At 59.5% G+C, this 18,206-nt stretch carries 17 protein-coding genes; 6 read left to right on the top strand and 11 right to left on the bottom strand.

The window, feature by feature from the left end; all coding sequences use genetic code 11:
* Window positions 1–76: 76 nt before the first annotated feature.
* From BUQ90_RS15310 to BUQ90_RS15280, 7 genes are all read right to left on the bottom strand, one after another.
* Window positions 77–835, bottom strand: coding sequence for a hypothetical protein (locus BUQ90_RS15310; RefSeq protein WP_143182883.1), 759 nt, complete (start codon window positions 833–835; stop codon window positions 77–79).
* 25 nt (window positions 836–860) lie between these two features.
* The gene (locus BUQ90_RS15305; RefSeq protein WP_084192733.1) at window positions 861–2,933 is read right to left on the bottom strand and encodes an adenylate/guanylate cyclase domain-containing protein; all 2,073 of its coding nucleotides are present in this window, start codon (window positions 2,931–2,933) and stop codon (window positions 861–863) included.
* Window positions 2,933–6,055: a CHAT domain-containing protein gene (locus tag BUQ90_RS15300; RefSeq protein WP_074205982.1), complete on the bottom strand. Its 3,123-nt coding sequence runs from the start codon at window positions 6,053–6,055 to the stop codon at window positions 2,933–2,935. Before BUQ90_RS15300 ends, BUQ90_RS15305 begins: the two co-directional genes overlap by 1 nt.
* Before the next feature lie 218 nt (window positions 6,056–6,273).
* Complete coding sequence (locus BUQ90_RS15295; RefSeq protein ID WP_074205981.1) at window positions 6,274–6,945, bottom strand: nitroreductase; 672 nt, start codon at window positions 6,943–6,945, stop codon at window positions 6,274–6,276.
* Window positions 6,946–7,374 carry a GNAT family N-acetyltransferase gene (locus BUQ90_RS15290; RefSeq protein ID WP_084192732.1) on the bottom strand — a complete coding sequence of 143 codons (429 nt, stop codon included), beginning with the start codon at window positions 7,372–7,374 and terminating at the stop codon, window positions 6,946–6,948.
* Complete coding sequence (gene cobT / locus BUQ90_RS15285) at window positions 7,371–9,212, bottom strand: cobaltochelatase subunit CobT (RefSeq protein ID WP_074206477.1); 1,842 nt, start codon at window positions 9,210–9,212, stop codon at window positions 7,371–7,373. Before cobT ends, BUQ90_RS15290 begins: the two co-directional genes overlap by 4 nt.
* Before the next feature lie 102 nt (window positions 9,213–9,314).
* On the bottom strand, window positions 9,315–11,300 hold the full coding sequence (locus BUQ90_RS15280; RefSeq protein WP_239447474.1) for a transglycosylase domain-containing protein: 1,986 nt from the start codon (window positions 11,298–11,300) through the stop codon (window positions 9,315–9,317).
* A gap of 250 nt (window positions 11,301–11,550) precedes the next feature.
* Here BUQ90_RS15280 and BUQ90_RS15275 point away from each other — a divergent pair, with 250 nt between their 5' ends.
* A complete protein-coding gene (locus tag BUQ90_RS15275) occupies window positions 11,551–11,796 on the top strand; it encodes an HP1242/YdcH family protein (protein WP_074205979.1) in 246 nt (81 codons plus the stop codon).
* Between the two features lie 41 nt (window positions 11,797–11,837).
* Window positions 11,838–12,170, top strand: a complete 333-nt coding sequence (locus BUQ90_RS15270) for a TraR/DksA family transcriptional regulator (protein ID WP_074205978.1) — start codon at window positions 11,838–11,840, stop codon at window positions 12,168–12,170.
* Here the strand turns inward: BUQ90_RS15270 and cobS are convergent, their stop codons facing one another.
* Both cobS and BUQ90_RS15260 read right to left on the bottom strand, forming a co-directional pair.
* Window positions 12,171–13,160 (bottom strand): cobaltochelatase subunit CobS, encoded by a 990-nt coding sequence (cobS, locus tag BUQ90_RS15265; protein ID WP_074205977.1) that lies wholly within the window; start codon window positions 13,158–13,160, stop codon window positions 12,171–12,173.
* A 54-nt stretch (window positions 13,161–13,214) separates the two neighbouring features.
* Window positions 13,215–13,817 carry a J domain-containing protein gene (locus BUQ90_RS15260; RefSeq protein ID WP_074205976.1) on the bottom strand — a complete coding sequence of 201 codons (603 nt, stop codon included), beginning with the start codon at window positions 13,815–13,817 and terminating at the stop codon, window positions 13,215–13,217.
* Window positions 13,818–13,884: 67 nt separating this feature from the next.
* On the opposite strand from BUQ90_RS15260, the gene BUQ90_RS15255 reads away from it, so the two are divergent.
* Both BUQ90_RS15255 and BUQ90_RS15250 read left to right on the top strand, forming a co-directional pair.
* On the top strand, window positions 13,885–14,169 hold the full coding sequence (locus BUQ90_RS15255) for a BolA family protein (RefSeq protein WP_074205975.1): 285 nt from the start codon (window positions 13,885–13,887) through the stop codon (window positions 14,167–14,169).
* Complete coding sequence (locus BUQ90_RS15250; RefSeq protein ID WP_204244803.1) at window positions 14,166–14,546, top strand: cupin domain-containing protein; 381 nt, start codon at window positions 14,166–14,168, stop codon at window positions 14,544–14,546. The genes BUQ90_RS15255 and BUQ90_RS15250 overlap by 4 nt, the downstream gene beginning before the upstream one ends.
* Here the strand turns inward: BUQ90_RS15250 and BUQ90_RS15245 are convergent.
* Complete coding sequence (locus BUQ90_RS15245; RefSeq protein WP_143182882.1) at window positions 14,543–15,019, bottom strand: hypothetical protein; 477 nt, start codon at window positions 15,017–15,019, stop codon at window positions 14,543–14,545. The two genes, BUQ90_RS15250 and BUQ90_RS15245, sit on opposite strands and share 4 nt — an antisense overlap.
* 36 nt (window positions 15,020–15,055) lie before the next feature.
* On the bottom strand, window positions 15,056–16,105 hold the full coding sequence (locus BUQ90_RS15240) for a DUF2332 domain-containing protein (protein ID WP_074205973.1): 1,050 nt from the start codon (window positions 16,103–16,105) through the stop codon (window positions 15,056–15,058).
* Window positions 16,106–16,157: 52 nt separating this feature from the next.
* On the opposite strand from BUQ90_RS15240, the gene hisG reads away from it, so the two are divergent.
* Both hisG and hisD read left to right on the top strand, forming a co-directional pair.
* On the top strand, window positions 16,158–16,808 hold the full coding sequence (gene hisG, locus BUQ90_RS15235) for an ATP phosphoribosyltransferase (protein WP_074205972.1): 651 nt from the start codon (window positions 16,158–16,160) through the stop codon (window positions 16,806–16,808).
* Window positions 16,808–18,100, top strand: a complete 1,293-nt coding sequence (hisD, locus tag BUQ90_RS15230) for a histidinol dehydrogenase (protein ID WP_074205971.1) — start codon at window positions 16,808–16,810, stop codon at window positions 18,098–18,100. The genes hisG and hisD overlap by 1 nt, the downstream gene beginning before the upstream one ends.
* The last annotated feature ends 106 nt before the right edge of the window (window positions 18,101–18,206 follow it).

The raw sequence follows: 18,206 nt of genomic DNA, 5'->3' as shown, positions 1-18,206 counted from the left end.
CGCGACCCCGATCGGACTGCCTCCATTGTTCACCCTGTCGGCCGGCCCTCAATCCGGCCGACAGGCGATTTCCCTGTTATCCCTGTTCCGGATCCGATCCGCCTCCCAATGTGTCGACGAGCAGGTCGAGCTGGCTCTGACAGTCATTTTCAATCAGCGCCACAGCGGCTTCGTCCAGATTTTCCGGTGTCTTGCCAAGCAATACGAAATTCACTTCAACCGCTTGCGGGACGTTGGATCCGATTACCTGATATTTCGCGCCGCTGCTGAGCGGTGCTTCTGCGGTTGGCCATTTTTTCAGCGGATTGCCCTTGCGCCATTCGACCTCGGTCACATTGCCGCCGGTGGGTTCGACGATGCTCGCCGTTGCGGACCCCGTATAGTCCGGCCGCCAAAGAACGAGCGTATCCGGATTGGCAACACAGAATTTGCCGCCCTTGGTCACGTCGAGAAACCAGAGATTCGGGTTTTTCGGAGCCGCGGTGGCAACTTCCACGCCCGCGCTGCGCACTGCTCCCGTCCGGGCGCGGCTGCTGCCGCGATTGGTGATGAACCGTTCCAGTCGCGCCGTCGTGGTTGCGTTGGCCCGGGTCGTCCGGTTGAGCGAGAATGTCCCCGGTCCGCGAAGGACGCGGGTCCCCGACTTGCTGAGCACGGTGACGGAGTCGAGATTTTTGAGCGTGATCCGGGCATTGTTGGCCAGCTTGGTACCGGCCGGGTAGCTGCTCGCCGAGGGTCCGGTCGAGCGGACCACCATGTTTTGCGCCAAGGCTGCGCTACTCAGGCCGGTTGCCAGCGCAACGGCCAAGGCCGCCTTGCCCAGGAATTTCGACATATTTGCGGACGGAACCGCGCTTTTCTTAACCGAGAGCATAGCTTTCTCCATGTTTTGTCTTTTCAAGTCGTTTTATCAGATTGGCGAGGCCGAGATCTTCGCCATATTGCTTGATCATGGCCCCCAGTGCCTGAACAGCATCATTATCACCTTGCTGGTGGGCTGCTATGACGGCGGTCACTGCTGCGCGATCTTTTTCTTCCCAGTCGGGCACAGGTTCAAACACATCGACCGGCGTCGAGCGGCCGCGCAGGGTGATCCGGCCCATTGGGCGATACCAGTCGAGTCCGGTTTTCTCCATGGCTTCCCGGCTGACCAGTACCTTGGTTTCCAGCGCCTTGTTCGCGGCTTCGAGCCGCGCGGCGGTATTCATCGCATCCCCGAGAGCAGTATATTGAATCCGGCCTTCACCCCCGAAATTGCCGACAATCGCATCGCCATAGTGCATGCCCACCCGGGTGCGACCGATGGGTGGCACCCCTTCCGGGACGTTTTTGCGGAACTCTTCACCTGCTTCATAGAGCGCAAAAGCCGCTTTTGCGGCTCTCTCGCCGTCATCCGCATAGGCAATGGGCGCGCCCCAGAAGGCGACCAGCGCATCGCCAACAAATTTGTCGATCGTTCCGCCATATTCCAGCGCCACGTCACTGAGACGGTCGAGATAGTCATTGAGCAGGGTCGCGACCATTTCCGGCTCGATCGCGTGACTCAATTTGGTGAACCCCTCAAGGTCCGTGAATACCGCAAAGATCTGGCGCTTTTCGCCGTGGAGGGCCAGTTTTTCCGGATCGCGAAGGATTTCGCCGGCAATCGATTTCGGCAGATATTTCCCCAGGGCATTCTGGGCAAAACTGCGCTGTTTGGAATTGATCGTCCGCGCCGCCGATCCGACCGAAGCGTAGCCCAGCAACCATCCCAAACCCCATCCAAAAGCAGGGAGGGTGAGTGTATCTATGCCGATATTGTGGAGCACAAAGGGGAATATGACGAAGAACAGGAACTGACTGATGAGGATCAGGGCAATCTTGATCGAGTTGCCGATCAACACGGCAGACAATCCGCCACATGCGGCGACGATCACAGCGGCAACCCAGAGGGCCCAGGTCGGAATAGCAGCTGGCTGGTCATCATTGAGCAACTGGGCCAGCATGTGGGCATGGACTTCCAGCCCGATCATCTTGGCGTCATCACTCTGGGTGCTGACATCATCCTGGCTGGTGGCGATGGAACTGATGGGTGTTTCGAACCGGTCACGGTCAATGAAATCGCCACCGATCAGGACATATTTGTCCTTGATAAAGCTTGCGAGCATGTCCGCCGTTGCCGGGTCTGCAAAGCTTTCTATCGGGAATTTGTCAAAGACGGGAATTTCGTCATTCACTCCGTTAAAATAGCGGATCGCCCCGGAATAGCTGGCAAAGGCCGGATTGGGTCCGGTCATCGCAATGGCCAGGAATGGCGGCGAACCCTCGGGCGGCGCGTTCCAGCGGCGCTGGACACCGTCGCCGTCCGTATCGAGCCGGATGGTTGTCGGTTTCACGTTGCTGTCGGCAAATTCCGTCAGATAGTCGTCGAGAAACTGCTGCTGGGCAAAGGTGATTTCCGGATTGGTCGCTGCATTGGCATAGGCCAGAAACGTTGGTGTTTGCATTGACCGGAACATGTTGATCAGCAACGGATCGTCATCCTGGGGCATGTCGAACAGGATATCGATCCCGATGGACTTCGCTCCGGCGGCATCGATGGTCTCGAGTGATTGCGCCAGGATCGTGCGGTCGACTGGTGATCGCTGTCCTGTCAGTCTGAGCGTCTCTTCATTGTAGACGATCATGACGATGCGATCGTCTTTCTCGACAACCGGGGCGAAGACCGATGCCCTCAGGTCATAAAGCGCCCGTTCGGCATCCTGGATCAGCGGAGTCTTCCAGCTGAGGCCGGCAATCAGAATGGCGAGGATCAGGAAAAACAGCGTCGACGCGAGGCGGACCGGGCCCAGCTGTGCGAAAATCCGGCGGATTGACTGCACGGCGCTCCGGGCTTCCTTTTCGACATCGCGGCCACCATTGGCCGGGTCCTGTGTGGTCGCTTCACTCACCATTATTTCAAGACATTTTCCCGCACCGGATTGTTGCTGTCTCCGCCAGTGGCCGCCGTCTGCTGGCCGGGAAGAAACGGTCTGGCTCCGTCACCGATGATCGCAAAACCGGACCAGTAATAGGGATGCGATGTGACCGGATCTTCCATCAGCTTGCGCTGGGACGTCCGCAGGGCTGTCGCCACCGACTGACCCTGACCATCTTCAAACAGGCCGCCAATCAGCCGCTCCGTGGCCTGAAAATCATCTGGCGCGGGCCAGTGGCTGGCCAGTACCGAGCGGCTGCCTGCGCCGATAAAGGAGCGGACCAGTCCGTCCAGAGCCGTGCCGCCCCCGCTGCTCACACCGGCTTCCCGTGTGGCCGAGATACTGGCTTTTCCGGCCGTATCGCAGGCCGACAGAATGACAATGTCCGCATCCAGTTTCAGTTCAAAAATCTCGTCAAAGGCCAGCAGCCCATCCGATTCAGACTCGCCGAAGGAGGTCAGCAGAGCGGGTTTGGCCGGGCAGGACGGATTGGGCGCCGTTACCAGGCCATGGGTGGCGAAATGCAATATGCGATATTCCGAGATATCATCCTTTGCGAGGATCCTGTCGTCGGTAAAGGCCTGGCCGGTCAGCAATTCCGACCCCGACTGGCCGATGATCGACCGGGCCTGCCGCAATTCGGCATCGGAAATCGGCTTGTTCCATTCGCTGAGCGACCATTGACAACTGGCATCACTCCCCTCCGCCTCCAGGCGGTCCTGCGCCACGCGCGCATCGGCGAGCACCGGATTGTTCTGACCAAGGCCGAGATATTCCTGCTGCGCCGTCGAAGCGGGCGCCAGCCGTGCATCGGTAAAGGCGCGTGCAGATACCGCTGTGCTGACATTGGTGTTGCTGCCCAGCCAGTTGACTTCGGTGAAATCGAACGGATCGCCATCGGGCTCTCCGGTGCGAGCCAGATATCCGGCGACCGACGCGTCATCGGCGACCAGAAGATTGATGGGCAGGCGCAGCAGTGCGCCGTCAGGCTCGAAAATCAGATGTTCGGTAGCCGCCAGCCTGGCCGCAACCGGCTCAAACAGGTCCTTGTAGAGGTCTCGCGCGGCTTCAATGTCAAAAGGATAGGTGACATATTGTCCGTTTTCGAGCGTGGATATCGAAGCGCGCAGATTGTCCACCTTGCTGTCCAGCTGGCTTTCCCGCAAGCCGACCTGCCAGGCGCGGGCGTCATTCTGGTCCGCATAGAACATGAAGATGTCGCCGCCGACAATTGCCATGCGCATATAGGCCTCGTCCGCCGTCATGTTCGAGCGGAGATCCGCCAGACTGATAAAGCGGCTGGCCACGGCCCGGTATTGCGGAAACTCGGCCAGTGCGACCTGGGTGAGTTGCTGGCTGCGTTCGAGCTGCTCGATTTCTGAAGCCAGATCATTGCGGGCCCGGCGGACCGAAGATGTCTGCTCCACCTTGCCGAGCGAGGAAAAGCGTATCCGCAGCCGTTCGATATTGCGCGCAAGATTGGTCGACTGCCGGAACAGCCGTGCCGCCTCGTCGGTCCCGCCGCTGAGCTCCCGGGCGAGCACCGCGTTGGTTTCAGCTACACCCGGGCGGATCAGGATCTGGGTCGCCTTGAAAAATTCCTCTCCGGCTGCCGGGTCATCTGCCAGCAAACGGAAATAGGGCGCCAGCTGGTTGTTCAGGCCGGTTACGGCGTTGCGTTTGCCCAGCGAGCTGTCGACAACTTCTGCGTAAATCTGCCGGGCCTCGGCCTGACGATCCTGACGCAACAGGAAAGAGGCAAGCCGCGCCTTCGCGCCATTGACCGATTTGGTTTCGGGATACTGGATCGAGAGCAGCTCCAGCCCGTCGCGCAACAGCTGCTCTGCGCGGGCCGCATTGCCATCTGCCTCGGCGATAAGTGCCAGTTCTGACAAGACCTGCACCCGCAAACGGGTGATCGATGTGACGCGACCGTCGCGCACGGCGATCGCCTGATTATAGGCCGTAATCAGATTGTTGCGCGCGGAAGCGCGTTCGCCGCGAATGCGCTGGGCCGTACCTACAAGCTGCAGGGCTTGCGCATCGATGATTTCGGACCGTTCACGATCTGTCAGCTTCAGATCGTCGGTAAAGCCCAGCAGATTGGCGGTGCGGTTGCTGCCATTGATCCGGGTGGAAATAGGGGAGGTGATCTCGAGATTTTCGAGCAGCGCCTTCTCCTGTTCGGCCACGGCATCCACAGGACGCATGATCAGTTCGACCGCCTCGTCAAAACGCCCTTGATTGAGCAGATGCATGCCCTGGAAGTTGCGGCGAAGTCGCTGGTTCACCGGATCACTGGATGATACCGCCAGGGACTGTTCGAACAGCCTTTCCGCCTCGGCAAACTCACCGAGATTGGATTTTTGCAGGGCGCGGTTGATGAGATATTCTTCCGGATCAATATCGTCACCCTTTTGCCCGGCCGTGCGTTGTTGCAAGGTTTCGAAAAATGCGGCAGCCTCCGCATAGTCGCCGCTGAGATTGCGCCGATATCCTTCTGCAAGAGCCTGTTCAGGTTGCAGAGTTGAAGCCTGGACCCGGGCGAAAGCGAACGGATCGGCAATTGAGGTCAGGGCTACATCAACCGAACCTTCGACAATTTCGTCGCTGATGATGGATTTGAGCGCCAGCAGCGTCGCGCTGTCATAGGCGGAAAGGCCTTCCGCCACATAGCTTGTATTGCCCTGCCGGCCTTCAAAAACAGAATAGGACACGGGTTCTGCGGAAAGCTGGCACTGGGTCTGGACGAAACCGTCTTTCTTTACCGGCCCGGATGTCGCGGGACAGACAACCGGCTCCTGACGGTGAGGTGCGATCCGTCCCAGCAATTGTTCGGTCGTGGAGCGGGAAGAATAGACATATCCGACTGGTCGGGCCGAATCCCGGCAGACCACCGCCCAGCTTCGGTCAAACATGGATTCCTTGGCCTTGTTGCTCAGGCTGCGGTCCTGCACCTGGCACAATATTCCGCCACTCTTGCCTATCGGAAAGCTGTCTCTCAAGGTGACCGGCGTGCCCTGGGCATGAGCGATGGTCGAGCTTGCGGCAAGAGCAGCAGCGATGCACAGCAGGCTTGCTTGTTTCAGACGGATCATATTCCCCCCACAGGTTCTAGCCCTGTCTGGCCCCTTGCTCAGACGGACTTTTTTGCGACCCGGAAATAACCCTCAAAACCGACATAAGCGACGATTTCGAGTCTGGTATAGTAGTTTATCGACTCTGGAGGCAACTTGTCGGTGACAATTGTCACTATGCGGGACAGATTCCCGGCAAATCCTGACGAAAACTCTCGGAATCTTGGAGTTTTTTACGGTTAAAAACCGCGAAACTCTACCGCTTCGTCCAGCGCTACCCGTGGAACGGAAAAATTGTTGATCGGCGCGTCCGGATCCCGATATCCGATCGCCATCCCGCAAAAGAAGATATGATCGTCGTCAATATTGAGCAATTCGCGCATATAGGTGCCGTACATGGCCCAGATTTCCTGGGAGCAGCTGTCCAGACCCTCTTCGCGGAGCAACAGCATGACTGTTTGCAGCCACATGCCCATGTCGGACCATTGCGGTGGCCCCATATATTTGCGGGTATAGGTGAACAACTGGACCGGTGCGCCGAAACTGTCCCAGTTTTTGAACATCTGTTCGATCCGGCCCATTTTGTCCTCGCGGGCGAGGCCGATGCTTTCAAACATGTCGCGGCCAACTGCACGGCGCTGGTCTTCATAGCGGCCTTCGAGTTCTGCGGGATAAATGGCATATTCCATGCCTTCTCCCATCGGTGCTTCCTTGGCCTTCGCCTTGATCTTGGCAGTTAGATCAACCAGCGCATCGCCGCCTACGACCAAGGCGTTCCAGGGCTGTGTGTTGCCGCCAGATGGTGCGCGCTGCGCGGTTTCCAGCACGCGTTCAATGATGGCCTTGTCGACCGGTTTGTCGAGAAAGTCCCTCACGGATCGGCGACTGGTGACGGCTTCGGTTACGTTCATTTACTCTTCCCATTCATATACAACTGATACGCGTTCAGTGGGTTCGCTCAGGCTGCGATAAAACGCGTTAGCCTGATCGTCATCGCCTTCGGCGGCAAGCCAAAGCGGAGTCAGCCCGCAAGAGCGCGCGAACGAAACAGCCTCAGCCATCAGCCGCGTCGCTATCCCCCGCCGACGATAGTCGTCGTCAATCCCCAATTCGTTGACAAAAATATGTGGCGACTTGTCCGGGTGAAGGAGAGTGGTTGCAGTCAACATTCCGACCGGCTCCTGACCAAGATAGGCGATCCAGATATGGTCGCGATCGCTTTCGAGGAAAGCCTTCGTCTGCTCCTTGATCGGCGGGTCGTCGAACAAGTCCGCAGCCGAATGGACCAACTCTATATCTTCGGGTCCGAGTTTGCGGATCGAAAGAGCTGTTTCTCTCACTTCTGCCCAGGCCCCTTCTCCTCGTCGAAAAGCCCGGCCAGTTGCTCGACCATTGTGCCACCCAGCTGCTCGGCGTCCATGATGGTCACTGCCCGCTTGTAATAGCGCGTAACGTCATGGCCGATACCGATCGCGACCAGCTGGACCGGTGAGCGGCCTTCAATCCACTCGATGACCTTGCGCAGATGGTTTTCCAGATAGGCGCCGTGATTGACCGACAGCGTACTGTCATCGACCGGAGCGCCATCGGAGATCACCATCAGGATTCGACGTTCTTCTGGCCTTCCAATCAGGCGGTTATGGGCCCAGAGCAGCGCCTCGCCGTCGATATTTTCCTTGAGCAGCCCTTCGCGCATCATCAGGCCGAGATTCTTGCGGGCCCGGCGCCAGGGCTCGTCGGCCTGCTTGTAGATGATATGCCGCAGATCGTTCAGGCGACCCGGATTGGCCGGGCGATCGGCCGCCAGCCAGCTTTCCCGGCACTGGCCGCCCTTCCAGGCGCGGGTCGTGAAGCCCAGGATTTCTGTTTTGACCCCACATCTCTCCAGGGTCCGGGCCATGATGTCAGCGCTGATCGCGGCAATGCTGATCGGGCGGCCGCGCATCGAACCGCTATTGTCGATGAGCAGGGTCACGACCGTATCCCGGAAATCGGTTTCCCGTTCGACCTTGTAAGACAGGCTGTGGGCGGGATTGCTGACCACACGGGCGAGGCGGGCGGCATCGAGCATGCCCTCCTCCTGGTCAAAGTCCCAGCTCCTGTTCTGCTGCGCCATCAGCCGGCGTTGCAACCGGTTAGCCAGTTTTGTCACGGCACCCTGCAGACTGGTGAGCTGCTGGTCGAGAAATGCGCGCAGCCGAACCAGTTCTTCATCGTCGCACAATTCGGTCGCGGCGATGACTTCGTCATATTTTTCTGTCCAGGGGGCATAGTCAAAGCCGGGCGGCAGGTCGGACATCGGCCGGTTGGGCCGGACCGGCATCATGCCTTCGTCGCCGGCATCCCCCATTTCCTCTTCCGCGCCTTCTTCCAGCTCTTCGGCATTCTGCTCGCTCTCGCTGTCCTGCGCATCGTCCTCGGACTGTTCCGAGCGCATGTCCTGCTGACCCTGGTCGCCGGTTGCCTCTTCATCGGCACCGTCATCTTCCTGGTCTTCGCTGTCCTCGTCGCTGTCGTCGTCATTGTCGTCGGCATCGGCCGGATCGTCATCGCTGCTGATCAGATCAAGATGCTCGAGCAACTGGGTGGACAGCCGGGCGAAACTGTCCTGGTCATCCAGCGTCAGATTGAGTCCCTCGAGATCCGCGCCGGCACTGTCCTCAATCCATTCGCGCAGCATGTCGAGACCCTTGACGGTGCCATCCGGCGGGGCCTGCCCGGTCAGCTTTTCGCGGGCGAGCAGGGCGAGTGCAGTGGAAATCGGTACCTCGTCCCGGTTCTGTGCACGGGAAATCGGATCGGAGCGCATGCGCATCTCCAGCGCCGCGTCCAGATTGCCGTTGACGCCTTTCATGTTGCGCGATCCCAGGGCGTCGGTCCTGACCTGTTCCAGCGCATCGAAACAGGCGCGGGCAACCGGCTCCTGCGGTGCGTTTTTCCGGTGGCTTGCTTCGTCATGATAGCGCAGCTTCAGCGCAAAACTGTCGGCAAAACCACGGGCCTCAGCGACCTGATCCGGTGGCAGGTCCCGGGCGGGCATCGGAACCTTGAGATGTTGCCCCGACTGGGACGGCGCTTCTGCCGTATAGGCCAGTTCAACCTCGGGTTCATGTGCCATGGCGCGCGCGGCGCCGCCGAGCACGTCTTTCAGGTCATCAAGTTTGGAACGGTCTGCCATGGAAGGGAAAGCCATAAGCGGAAAGAGAACGGGAATCAAAGCGATAAATTGATCGATTTTGACAGGGCTTCGCCCGCCGGACCAACGGCCTGGCGGATCCGGCTATTCGTCCCGCCGCTGTTCGATGCGGACACGGTCGCCGTCAAAATTGAGATCGACGGGGATCCCGCCCAGTTCGGTCCGCAAGGTCACGCCGTCCTCCCTGCCAATGCGGATTTCCGATTCCCCGAGGTCAATCGGAATATCGGGCAAGTCTGCCGGATCCGGGATGTCCAGTGGCCGGACCGGGCCATCAGGATCCGGTTTGCTTTCGCTCTTTGGTTCGCGGGCGGGTGCTGCGTCCAGTATCGCCTGTCGCATGAAATCGCGCCAGATCCGGGCCGGAATGCCGCCGCCCTGGACGCCTTTGAGCGGGCTGTTGTCATCATTGCCAACCCAGACGCCCACTACCAGATCCCCGGCATAGCCGACAAACAGTGCATCGCGGTTATTCTGGCTGGTGCCGGTCTTGCCGTAATTGGCTATCGACAGCTGCGCATTGCGGCCTGTTCCCTTGTTGACCGCATGGCGCAGCATGTCCTCCATCCGTTCATGGGTGCTGTTGCCATAGCGTCCGGGCCAGTCGAACAGCCAGTCGGACCAGCTTTGCTCTTTCTGGAACGCATAGGGTTTTGCAGGCCAGCTGTTGCCGGCAAGTCCGGCATAGGCAGCGGTCAGTTCCAGCAGTGTCATGGTCGAGGTTCCGAGTGCCAGACTGGGATCATCTTCCGCCAGCGGTGAGGTGACACCCAGGTTGCGGGCCTCACGGATTACAGCCTCATCGCCCAGCTGCCCGAACAGGCGGACAGCAGCGACGTTGCTGGACTTGGCGAAGGCCTCTTTGAGGGAGATTGTTCCGGCATATTTTTCGCCGGCGTTTTTGGGAAGGTATCCGCCCTGTGTGATCGGGCTGTCGTCGACCGGATCATCCGGCATCATGCCCGAACGCAGCGCCGCAAGCCAGACGAACAGCTTGAATGTGGAGCCCGGCTGGCGTCGCGCCTGGGTAACGCGATTGAAGGCCGATTCCTTGTAGTCCCGGCCGCCAATCATCGCGACCACCTCGCCATCCGGTCGCATCGCCACCAGGGCGACCTGCGCCTTGCCGAGCGGCGCCCGGCTGATCACGCGCCGGCCAATGTCCTGTAACCGGGCGTCCAGTGTTGTGGTCAACGTGAGCTTTTCATAACTCATGTCCGTCATCGCCCGCGCCCGCGGCATGGCCCAGTCGGCAAAATAGGTGCCGGTCGGAACAGTGCTCCGTGTCCGGACGTCAAGCACCGGGAGCGGCAGGCGGCTCGCTTCCGCCTCGTTCATATATCCGGCGCCCACCATCGCGGACCGGACCAGTTCAAACCTTTTGGCTGCCCGCTCCGGATTGCGGGTCGGAGCCAGTCGCGATGGCGCCTGCACAAGCCCGGCGAGCATCATCGCCTGTTCCGGTTTCAGGTTTTCCGGTTTGCGATAATAATAATGCAGGGACGCCGCGCGCAGACCGTAGACATTGTCTCCGAAATAGACGTTGGACAGATAGCGTTCGAGAATCTCGTCCTTGGTCAGCCATGTTTCGAGCCAGAACGCAATCAGCATTTCCCGCGCCTTGCGGGTCAGGCTTCGCTCCGGGGTGAGGAAGGTCAGTTTGGCCAGTTGCTGGGTGATCGTACTGCCGCCCTGCTTCATGCCGCTGCCGGTGGCGTTGCTCCACATGGCACGGGCCAGACCGCGCGGATCGACGCCCCAGTGGGAATAGAAACGCCGGTCTTCTATCGCAAGAAACGCCTCAATCACATGATCGGGCAGGGTTTCGGTGTCGACCGGCTCGTCAACGACGGCGCCATTGCGGGCGATCGGCTGGCCATCGGACGTCAGCAGCGTGATTTGCGGCGGGGCAATTGGCTCGAGTGATTTGGACAGCGGTGCCGTGATCGCCAGCCAGGCGATGAGCAGGATGAACAGGAACAGACCAGCAGCCAGTCCCCGGCTGAACCACCACCATTTGCCACGCCGTTTTTTCTGCAGCGCGGGAAAGGCCTCTGGGTCCGGCCACATCGGCTCGCCACTGGGCGGATAATATTCGGTTTGCACCTCTGCCTTCCGGCGAAACGGCCAGTACCATCTTCTGCGGGATGGCGGGGGAGGGGCAGGATCAAGCATGACTTCACTGTATTAGCAATATAATACGGCAATTGCGAGCCAAAAAACCGGGCTTTTGATCTGGCTCAATGCAGCACCAGCCGGAATTGGCAACATGACCGCGAACGGAGAGGCCGTTCCGCAGGAAAAACACAAGGAATAATGCATGTCACACACACCTCACGAACTCGCGGACGAATTTCCCCACGCGGTTGATATTCTGCACGAACTGAAATGCGACAACGGGCATTTTCAGACCTTGTCCGAGCAATATCACCACACAAACCGTGAGATTCACAGGATTGAATCAGGCGTTGATGCCGCCTCGGACGTGCGGATGGAAGATCTCAAAAAGCGGCGGCTTTCCCTGCTTGACCAGATTGGTGAAATGATCACCGCAACATCCGGCTGAAACCTCCAGCCATTCATCCATTTGACTACCGGAGCAAGGAAATGACCGAACAGCAAAACGCCGCTCTGGCGCCCGTGCGACATGCGCTGGTTCAGCGATCCGAGGAACTGCAAAAACGCCTCGGCAGGGTGGAAAACGAATTGTCCGGCCCGCACAGCAAGGGGTTTGCAGAACAGGCAACAGAGCGCGAACAGGATGAAGCCCTGAGCGGTCAGGAGCAGGTTTTTGAACGGGAACTGGCGCAGATCAGGGCCGCGATCGCCCGGATCGATGACGGGACCTATGGTCAGTGCATGCGGTGCGGGGAAGACATCGCGCCGAAACGGCTGGAAGTGCAGCCGGAAGCACCAATCTGCATGGCCTGTGCCGGCTGATCAGGCACCGACCACGCTTTCGGGCAGCTCCTCGCCAAACACGCGCTGATAATATTCGGCGACCAGCATCCGCTCGGCTTCGTCACATTTGTTGAGGAAGCTCAGGCGGAAGGCAAATCCGACATCGTTGAAAATGGCGGCATTCTGGGCCCAGCTGATTACGGTCCGCGGACTCATCACGGTCGAAATATCGCCGTTTACGAAGCCCTGACGCGAGAGATCCGCCACCTTGATCATGTTCTCCACCGTCTTGTCGTCGGTCTCCGGAACCTTGGCGAGAATGACCTTGGCTTCCGTCGCGGCCGGCAAATAGTTGAGGGTGACGACGATGTTCCAGCGGTCCATCTGGCCCTGGTTGATCTGTTGCGTGCCGTGATACAGTCCGCTGGTATCACCCAGACCCACGGTATTGGCGGTCGCAAACAGGCGGAAATTCGGATTGGGACGAATGACCCGGTTCTGGTCGAGCAGGGTCAGCTTGCCTTCTGCTTCGAGGACGCGCTGAATCACGAACATCACGTCCGGCCGGCCGGCATCATATTCGTCGAACACCAGCGCGGTTGGCGTCTGCAGTGCCCAGGGGAGGAGACCTTCCCGGAACTCGGTGACCTGCTGGCCGTCTTTCAGGACGATCGCATCGCGGCCCACCAGATCGATCCGGCTGATATGGGCATCGAGGTTGATCCGGATACAGGGCCAGTTGAGCCGTGCAGCGACCTGTTCGATATGCGTCGACTTGCCGGTGCCGTGGAAACCCTGGACCATCACCCGGCGATTGAAAGCGAAGCCTGCCAGGATTGCCGCCGTGGTGTCCTGATCGAATACATAGGAGGGATCGAGGTCCGGAACCCGCTCGTCCTTTTCGCTGAAGGCCGGGACCTGCATGTCGAGATCCACGCCAAAGATTTCGCGCGCATCGACGGTCTGGTCCGGAGCGTCCAGTACGGTTTCGCCACTGCCGTCGGGGTGGGTATTGGGTATGTCAGTCATGTCTGTCCTTCGTGCACTTCGGCTTCCCCTAGGAAAAGCAAAAAGCCGGAGCCACTATCTAAAATCCGGTGATTCCTTTAGCTGCGTATAGGCCGCGATCACATCTGCCAAGTCTTTCTCGTGACTTCTGTCCCCGCCATTGCGGTCGGGATGATATTTGCGGACCAGTTCGGAATAGCGCCGCCGGATATCACTGCGCCCTGCTTCCTCGCCAAGCCCTAGCGTCCTGAGCGCATCCTGATCCGCCTTGCTGATCGCAGGGCCGGGATTTTTGGGGCGGAACGTGTTGGCTGCAAATCTGGCACCAATGGCATCCAGCGGGTCCGTGAAATCGGCCCATGCCGGTCCTGCCGTCGGTCCGGCGCTGTAGATTCGGCGGTTGCTGTCCCATCCGTGAATCGGGTGCTGTTCGCGAAACACCTGTTCCTGATCCATGCCGGCGAAATAGTCATAGCCCTGATTGAACTCGCGGACATGGTCGAGGCACAGCCAGCGATATTCGCCCGGACCGTCAAAACCATGACGTGCACCATATATGGGCGGTGCCCGAAACTCTCCGCGTTCTTCGCAACCTTCGACCGCACAGGTCTGCCCTTCGGTTTCCACGCGTCCATGGAAACGGTTGGGCTTTTTCCTTTTGGGATCGGTTGAGGGCAAGAGAATATCCGGGCAGGGTTGGGCAGTTACTGTTCGCAAACGGGCGTGAAATTTCTATATAGGCAGGATGGAAACAGAATCAAAAGGGCCGGTGGCCACCGAAATTGAACAACGGCTGCAGGCGGCGTTCTCCCCGGACACGCTCCGGGTCATCAACGACAGTGCGAAACATCGCGGTCATGCCGGTGATGACGGCAGCGGCGAGTCGCACTTTACGGTGGAAATCACCTGTGCGGCCTTTGCTGGCCAGTCCCGGCTGGAACGTCAGCGGATGGTCAACCGGGCGCTGGGTGACCTGATGCGGGACAAGGTGCATGCGATGGCCATCAAGGCGCGGGCGCCCGGCGAATGAGCACGGAAACTCAGATTGAAAAAGTCCGCCTGGCAGATGCCTTTGCCAGTTTTTCGGACCACTGGTCGCCGAAAGTGGCGGGCGACATCAATGATATGCAGGTGAAGCTGGCGAAATTTTCCGGCCAATTCGACTGGCATCATCACGAGGATGAGGATGAGTTGTTTCTGGTGGTGTCGGGAACCATGCGCATGGGATTGCGCTCTGGCGACGTGGACGTCGGGGAAGGGGAATTCATCATCATCCCGCGCGGTGTCGAACATCGGCCCGAGGGACTGAACGGAGAATGTCACGTATTGCTGCTCGAACCAAACACGATCCTCAACACCGGAAATGTGGTGACCGAAAAAACCGTGTTGAAGCCAGACAGGCTCTAGGCGGGCCGCGCTTCGACCAGATCGATGCCAAATTCGCGGCGGATATCCGTGACCGGAACATCCAGATAGCGGTGGTACTCATTCCACGGCCACTTGCGCTTGAGTTTGCGTGCACGGATCGCAATCCGGACAGCCTGCGGCAGCGAAGCAAAGGTCAGGGCCGCCAGTTTGGGCCAGCCAAATTCATCGACCAGTTCCTGTTGTTCCGGCAGATCAAAATATTTGCGCAGGTCGGCAAATTTCGCGTCGGTCCCAAACAGGGTCCAGAAATCGGCCATGGCTTCCTGTCGAATGGAGGTGTCGAGTCCGAACAGGACATGGATGACGTCGTGCTTGTCCAGCAGGTCCCGGGAATCCGGGCCGGCTGCCGCAAATTTTCCATCAATCCCGGCATCTGCCCGGAATCGTTCCAGGGCATCACGCAAGGACAGATTCGGACTGGACTGGTGAGAGGAAAGAAACGCTACTGACATAAATGTATATTAGCGGAATTTAGCCCAAATTGCAAGCTATCCCAGCCATTTCACCCATGCGCCATGGGCATGGGCTTCGCCCAGTTTGACCGGCTCATCATTGCCTGGCCAGTGACGGACGATCAGCTCGTGGCGATAGGTTTCGCGATTGGCCTCCAGAGCCAGCCATGCGAGCGGCCGCTCGGCCGTTGCCTTCTGGCCCGCGGCTTCCATGGCTGCACGGACACGCTGGCGGCCGGCCCTGGGGATATATTGCCAGACGATCGAATGCACCAGCACCCGCGTAACTCCTGCCTCCTGGGGCAGTGTGAGCTGGGCTTCGGCCCAGTCATCGGCGCTGCCGCTGTCCAGCAACGGGGCTCGCTCGCGGATCATGGCAATTCCCGTTTCCATCCGCTCAAACCGCTGCGTATGTTCGGGCCAGATATAGGCCTTCAGGCGCCGCGCCTGCGCCGGATCCGCCAGATCCACGGGCGCAATGTCGCAGCCACGAATGGAGTCGAAGGAGAACGGCACATCAGGCGGCGGCGGGCCTTCCCACTCGGGCTGAAAAGACATGTCCGCGTCCGCTGATCCAACAGAAACACCTGACAAGTCATAGCGATAGCGATCTATCATCAGATTCAATCCGGCGCTGGAACCGATTTCCAGCAACTCGAAACGCGGCGGCAATCCGGCTGCGGTCAGCGCCAGCAGGCCGGCAATATAGGAAGAGGAACGACCCGCTTCATTGGTTTGTGGCGGCGAATTGAGCCAGGGCAGCAGTTGTCCTTCGTCGCTGGCGATGGTGGCGGACACGATTGCCTCTGCCCGGTCGATTGCTGCGCTGTCGCCCTCATATATGGCTGACAGTTCCGCGTGCTCGCCAGCCAAATGCAAGGCATGGAATCCGCCAGCGACGCGCAAGGGCAGGGCGTCGGCCAGCGGATTGCCCTCCCATTCGAGGACACGCTGCCCCAGCTCGGTCGTCATGTCGATGGCGCCGATAATAGCTTCGACCATTCGGCCGGTAATCGGCGCGCCATTGGACCGGCAATATTCGATCTGGTTGGCAAAGGCCGCGCGGACTTGATCTTGATTCGACATATTGCCCTTTCTCCATTGCCCTTTTTGCAGCACAGCATTAGAGCGCGCATCTATGGCCGAACCGCTGATCTTTGCAATCCCCAAGGGGAGAATACTGGACGAAGCCCTGCCGCTGCTCGCCAGCGTCGGGATCACGCCTGCGGGCGAGTTTTTCGACAAGGCGAACCGCTCGCTGATGTTTGCGACCAACCAGGCGCATGTTTCGATCATCCGTGTCCGGGCCTTCGACGTCGCGACGTTCGTCGCTCACGGCGCGGCCCAGATCGGCATTGTCGGTTCGGACGTGATCGAGGAGTTTGACTATAGTGAGCTTTATGCCCCGGTCGACCTCGGCATTGGACGCTGCCGGCTGTCGGTTGCGCAGCCGAAGGATGATGCCGAACAGGTCGGCAATGTCTCGCATCTCCGGGTGGCAACCAAATATCCCAACTTGACCAGCCGCTATTTTGAATCGAAGGGGATTCAGGCGGAATGTGTGAAGCTCAATGGCGCGATGGAACTGGCGCCGTCGCTGGGCCTGTCGCGGCATATCGTCGATCTGGTGGAATCGGGCAGTACGCTGAAAGCCAATAATCTGGTCGAGACGGACCGGATCCTCGATATTTCCGGTCGGCTGGTCGTGAACCGCGCCGCTTACAAGATGCGCAGCGCCGAGCTCACTCCGCTGGTCCAGAAGTTTCGTGAAATGGCCGGGCAAGCCTGATGCCCTTGCGTCTCGCTGCGAATGATGCCGGATTTGACACGGCTTTTGATGCGCTGGTCAATGCCAGACGCGAGAGCGACGCAGATGTGTCAGCCGACGTCACCGCGATCATTCAGGATGTGCGGGACAATGGCGATGAAGCCCTTGCGCGATTGACGCAAAAGTTTGACGGTCATGATCCCGAGTTTACCGGCTGGCAGATCACGCCGCTGGAATGCGAAGCCGCGCTCGAGAATCTTGACCCTAACCTGCGGATTGCCCTGGAGCTCGCCGCGCTGCGGATCCGCGACTATCATGAGGGGCAAAAGCCCGACAATCGCGACTATCGTGATGATGCCGGCGTCCGGATCGGTGCCCGCTGGAACGCCGTGGAGCGTGCAGGCATCTATATCCCCGGTGGCCGGGCGGCATATCCCTCTTCGGTTCTGATGAACGCGATTCCTGCCAAGGTCGCTGGCGTGGACCGGGTAATCATGGTGACGCCAACGCCGGGCGGAGAAGTCAATCCGCTGGTTCTCGCCGCCGCGCAAATCGCGGGCGTGGATGAAATCTGGCGGATCGGCGGGGCGCAGGCCGTGGCTGCGCTGGCCTATGGAACGGACAAAATTGCTCCGGTTGATGTTGTCACCGGCCCCGGTAATGCCTGGGTCGCCGAAGCGAAGCGGCAGGTTTATGGCGTTGTCGGGATCGACATGGTCGCCGGACCGTCCGAAATCGTCGTGGTCGCCGATGGTCAGAACAATCCCGAATGGATCGCGGCGGATTTGCTGTCACAGGCCGAACATGACCCAACCAGCCAGTCCATCCTGTTCACCGATGACGCGGCCTTTGCGGACGCCGTCGCCGAACAGATTGATACACAGCTAGCGGCATTGAAGACTGTCGAGACGGCGAAGGCCAGCTGGCAGGATAACGGCGCAATCATCCTCGTGGACCGCCTCGAAAAGGCGATGCCGCTCGTCGACCGGCTTGCCGCGGAGCATCTCGAGCTGGCCGTGGATGATCCGCAGCGCCTGTTCAACAAGGTCCGGCATGCCGGTTCGGTCTTCCTCGGCCGGCACACGCCGGAAGCAGTGGGGGACTATGTTGCCGGTCCCAATCACGTACTGCCGACCGGTCGCCGGGCGCGTTTCTCTTCCGGATTGTCTGTCACGGATTTCATGAAGCGCACCAGTTTTCTGGAATGCGATGAAAATTCGCTGGCGAAAATCGGACCCGCTGCCGTGGCATTGGCAGAGGCCGAAGGGCTGCCTGCTCATGCAGCAAGCGTGCAGAAACGGCTTGACCCATGACACCCGCGGCGCAGTTTACGCAGGTTTTCGGGCGGGCGGTAACTGGCCAAAAAACCTCTCGACGATCGCCAAGCCCGGCGGCATAGCATGGCGGTTCAAAAATATG

Origin of the sequence: Parasphingorhabdus marina DSM 22363 (assembly GCF_900128895.1) — a bacterium.
Lineage (GTDB): Bacteria > Pseudomonadota > Alphaproteobacteria > Sphingomonadales > Sphingomonadaceae > Parasphingorhabdus > Parasphingorhabdus marina.
This window is presented reverse-complemented; position numbering and strand designations above follow the sequence as displayed.

Bases quoted from the DNA above. Each gene is read 5' to 3' on its own strand.
- BUQ90_RS15310 (WP_143182883.1), bottom strand. From the start codon at position 835: ATGTCGAAATTCCTGGGCAAGGCGGCCTTGGCCGTTGCGCTGGCAACC.
- BUQ90_RS15305 (WP_084192733.1), bottom strand. From the start codon at position 2,933: ATGGTGAGTGAAGCGACCACACAGGACCCGGCCAATGGTGGCCGCGAT.
- BUQ90_RS15300 (WP_074205982.1), bottom strand. From the start codon at position 6,055: ATGATCCGTCTGAAACAAGCAAGCCTGCTGTGCATCGCTGCTGCTCTT.
- BUQ90_RS15295 (WP_074205981.1), bottom strand. From the start codon at position 6,945: ATGAACGTAACCGAAGCCGTCACCAGTCGCCGATCCGTGAGGGACTTT.
- cobT (WP_074206477.1), bottom strand. From the start codon at position 9,212: ATGGCAGACCGTTCCAAACTTGATGACCTGAAAGACGTGCTCGGCGGC.
- BUQ90_RS15280 (WP_239447474.1), bottom strand. From the start codon at position 11,300: ATGTGGCCGGACCCAGAGGCCTTTCCCGCGCTGCAGAAAAAACGGCGT.
- BUQ90_RS15275 (WP_074205979.1), top strand. From the start codon at position 11,551: ATGTCACACACACCTCACGAACTCGCGGACGAATTTCCCCACGCGGTT.
- BUQ90_RS15270 (WP_074205978.1), top strand. From the start codon at position 11,838: ATGACCGAACAGCAAAACGCCGCTCTGGCGCCCGTGCGACATGCGCTG.
- cobS (WP_074205977.1), bottom strand. From the start codon at position 13,160: ATGACTGACATACCCAATACCCACCCCGACGGCAGTGGCGAAACCGTA.
- BUQ90_RS15255 (WP_074205975.1), top strand. From the start codon at position 13,885: ATGGAAACAGAATCAAAAGGGCCGGTGGCCACCGAAATTGAACAACGG.
- BUQ90_RS15250 (WP_204244803.1), top strand. From the start codon at position 14,166: ATGAGCACGGAAACTCAGATTGAAAAAGTCCGCCTGGCAGATGCCTTT.
- BUQ90_RS15245 (WP_143182882.1), bottom strand. From the start codon at position 15,019: ATGTCAGTAGCGTTTCTTTCCTCTCACCAGTCCAGTCCGAATCTGTCC.
- BUQ90_RS15240 (WP_074205973.1), bottom strand. From the start codon at position 16,105: ATGTCGAATCAAGATCAAGTCCGCGCGGCCTTTGCCAACCAGATCGAA.
- hisG (WP_074205972.1), top strand. From the start codon at position 16,158: ATGGCCGAACCGCTGATCTTTGCAATCCCCAAGGGGAGAATACTGGAC.
- hisD (WP_074205971.1), top strand. From the start codon at position 16,808: ATGCCCTTGCGTCTCGCTGCGAATGATGCCGGATTTGACACGGCTTTT.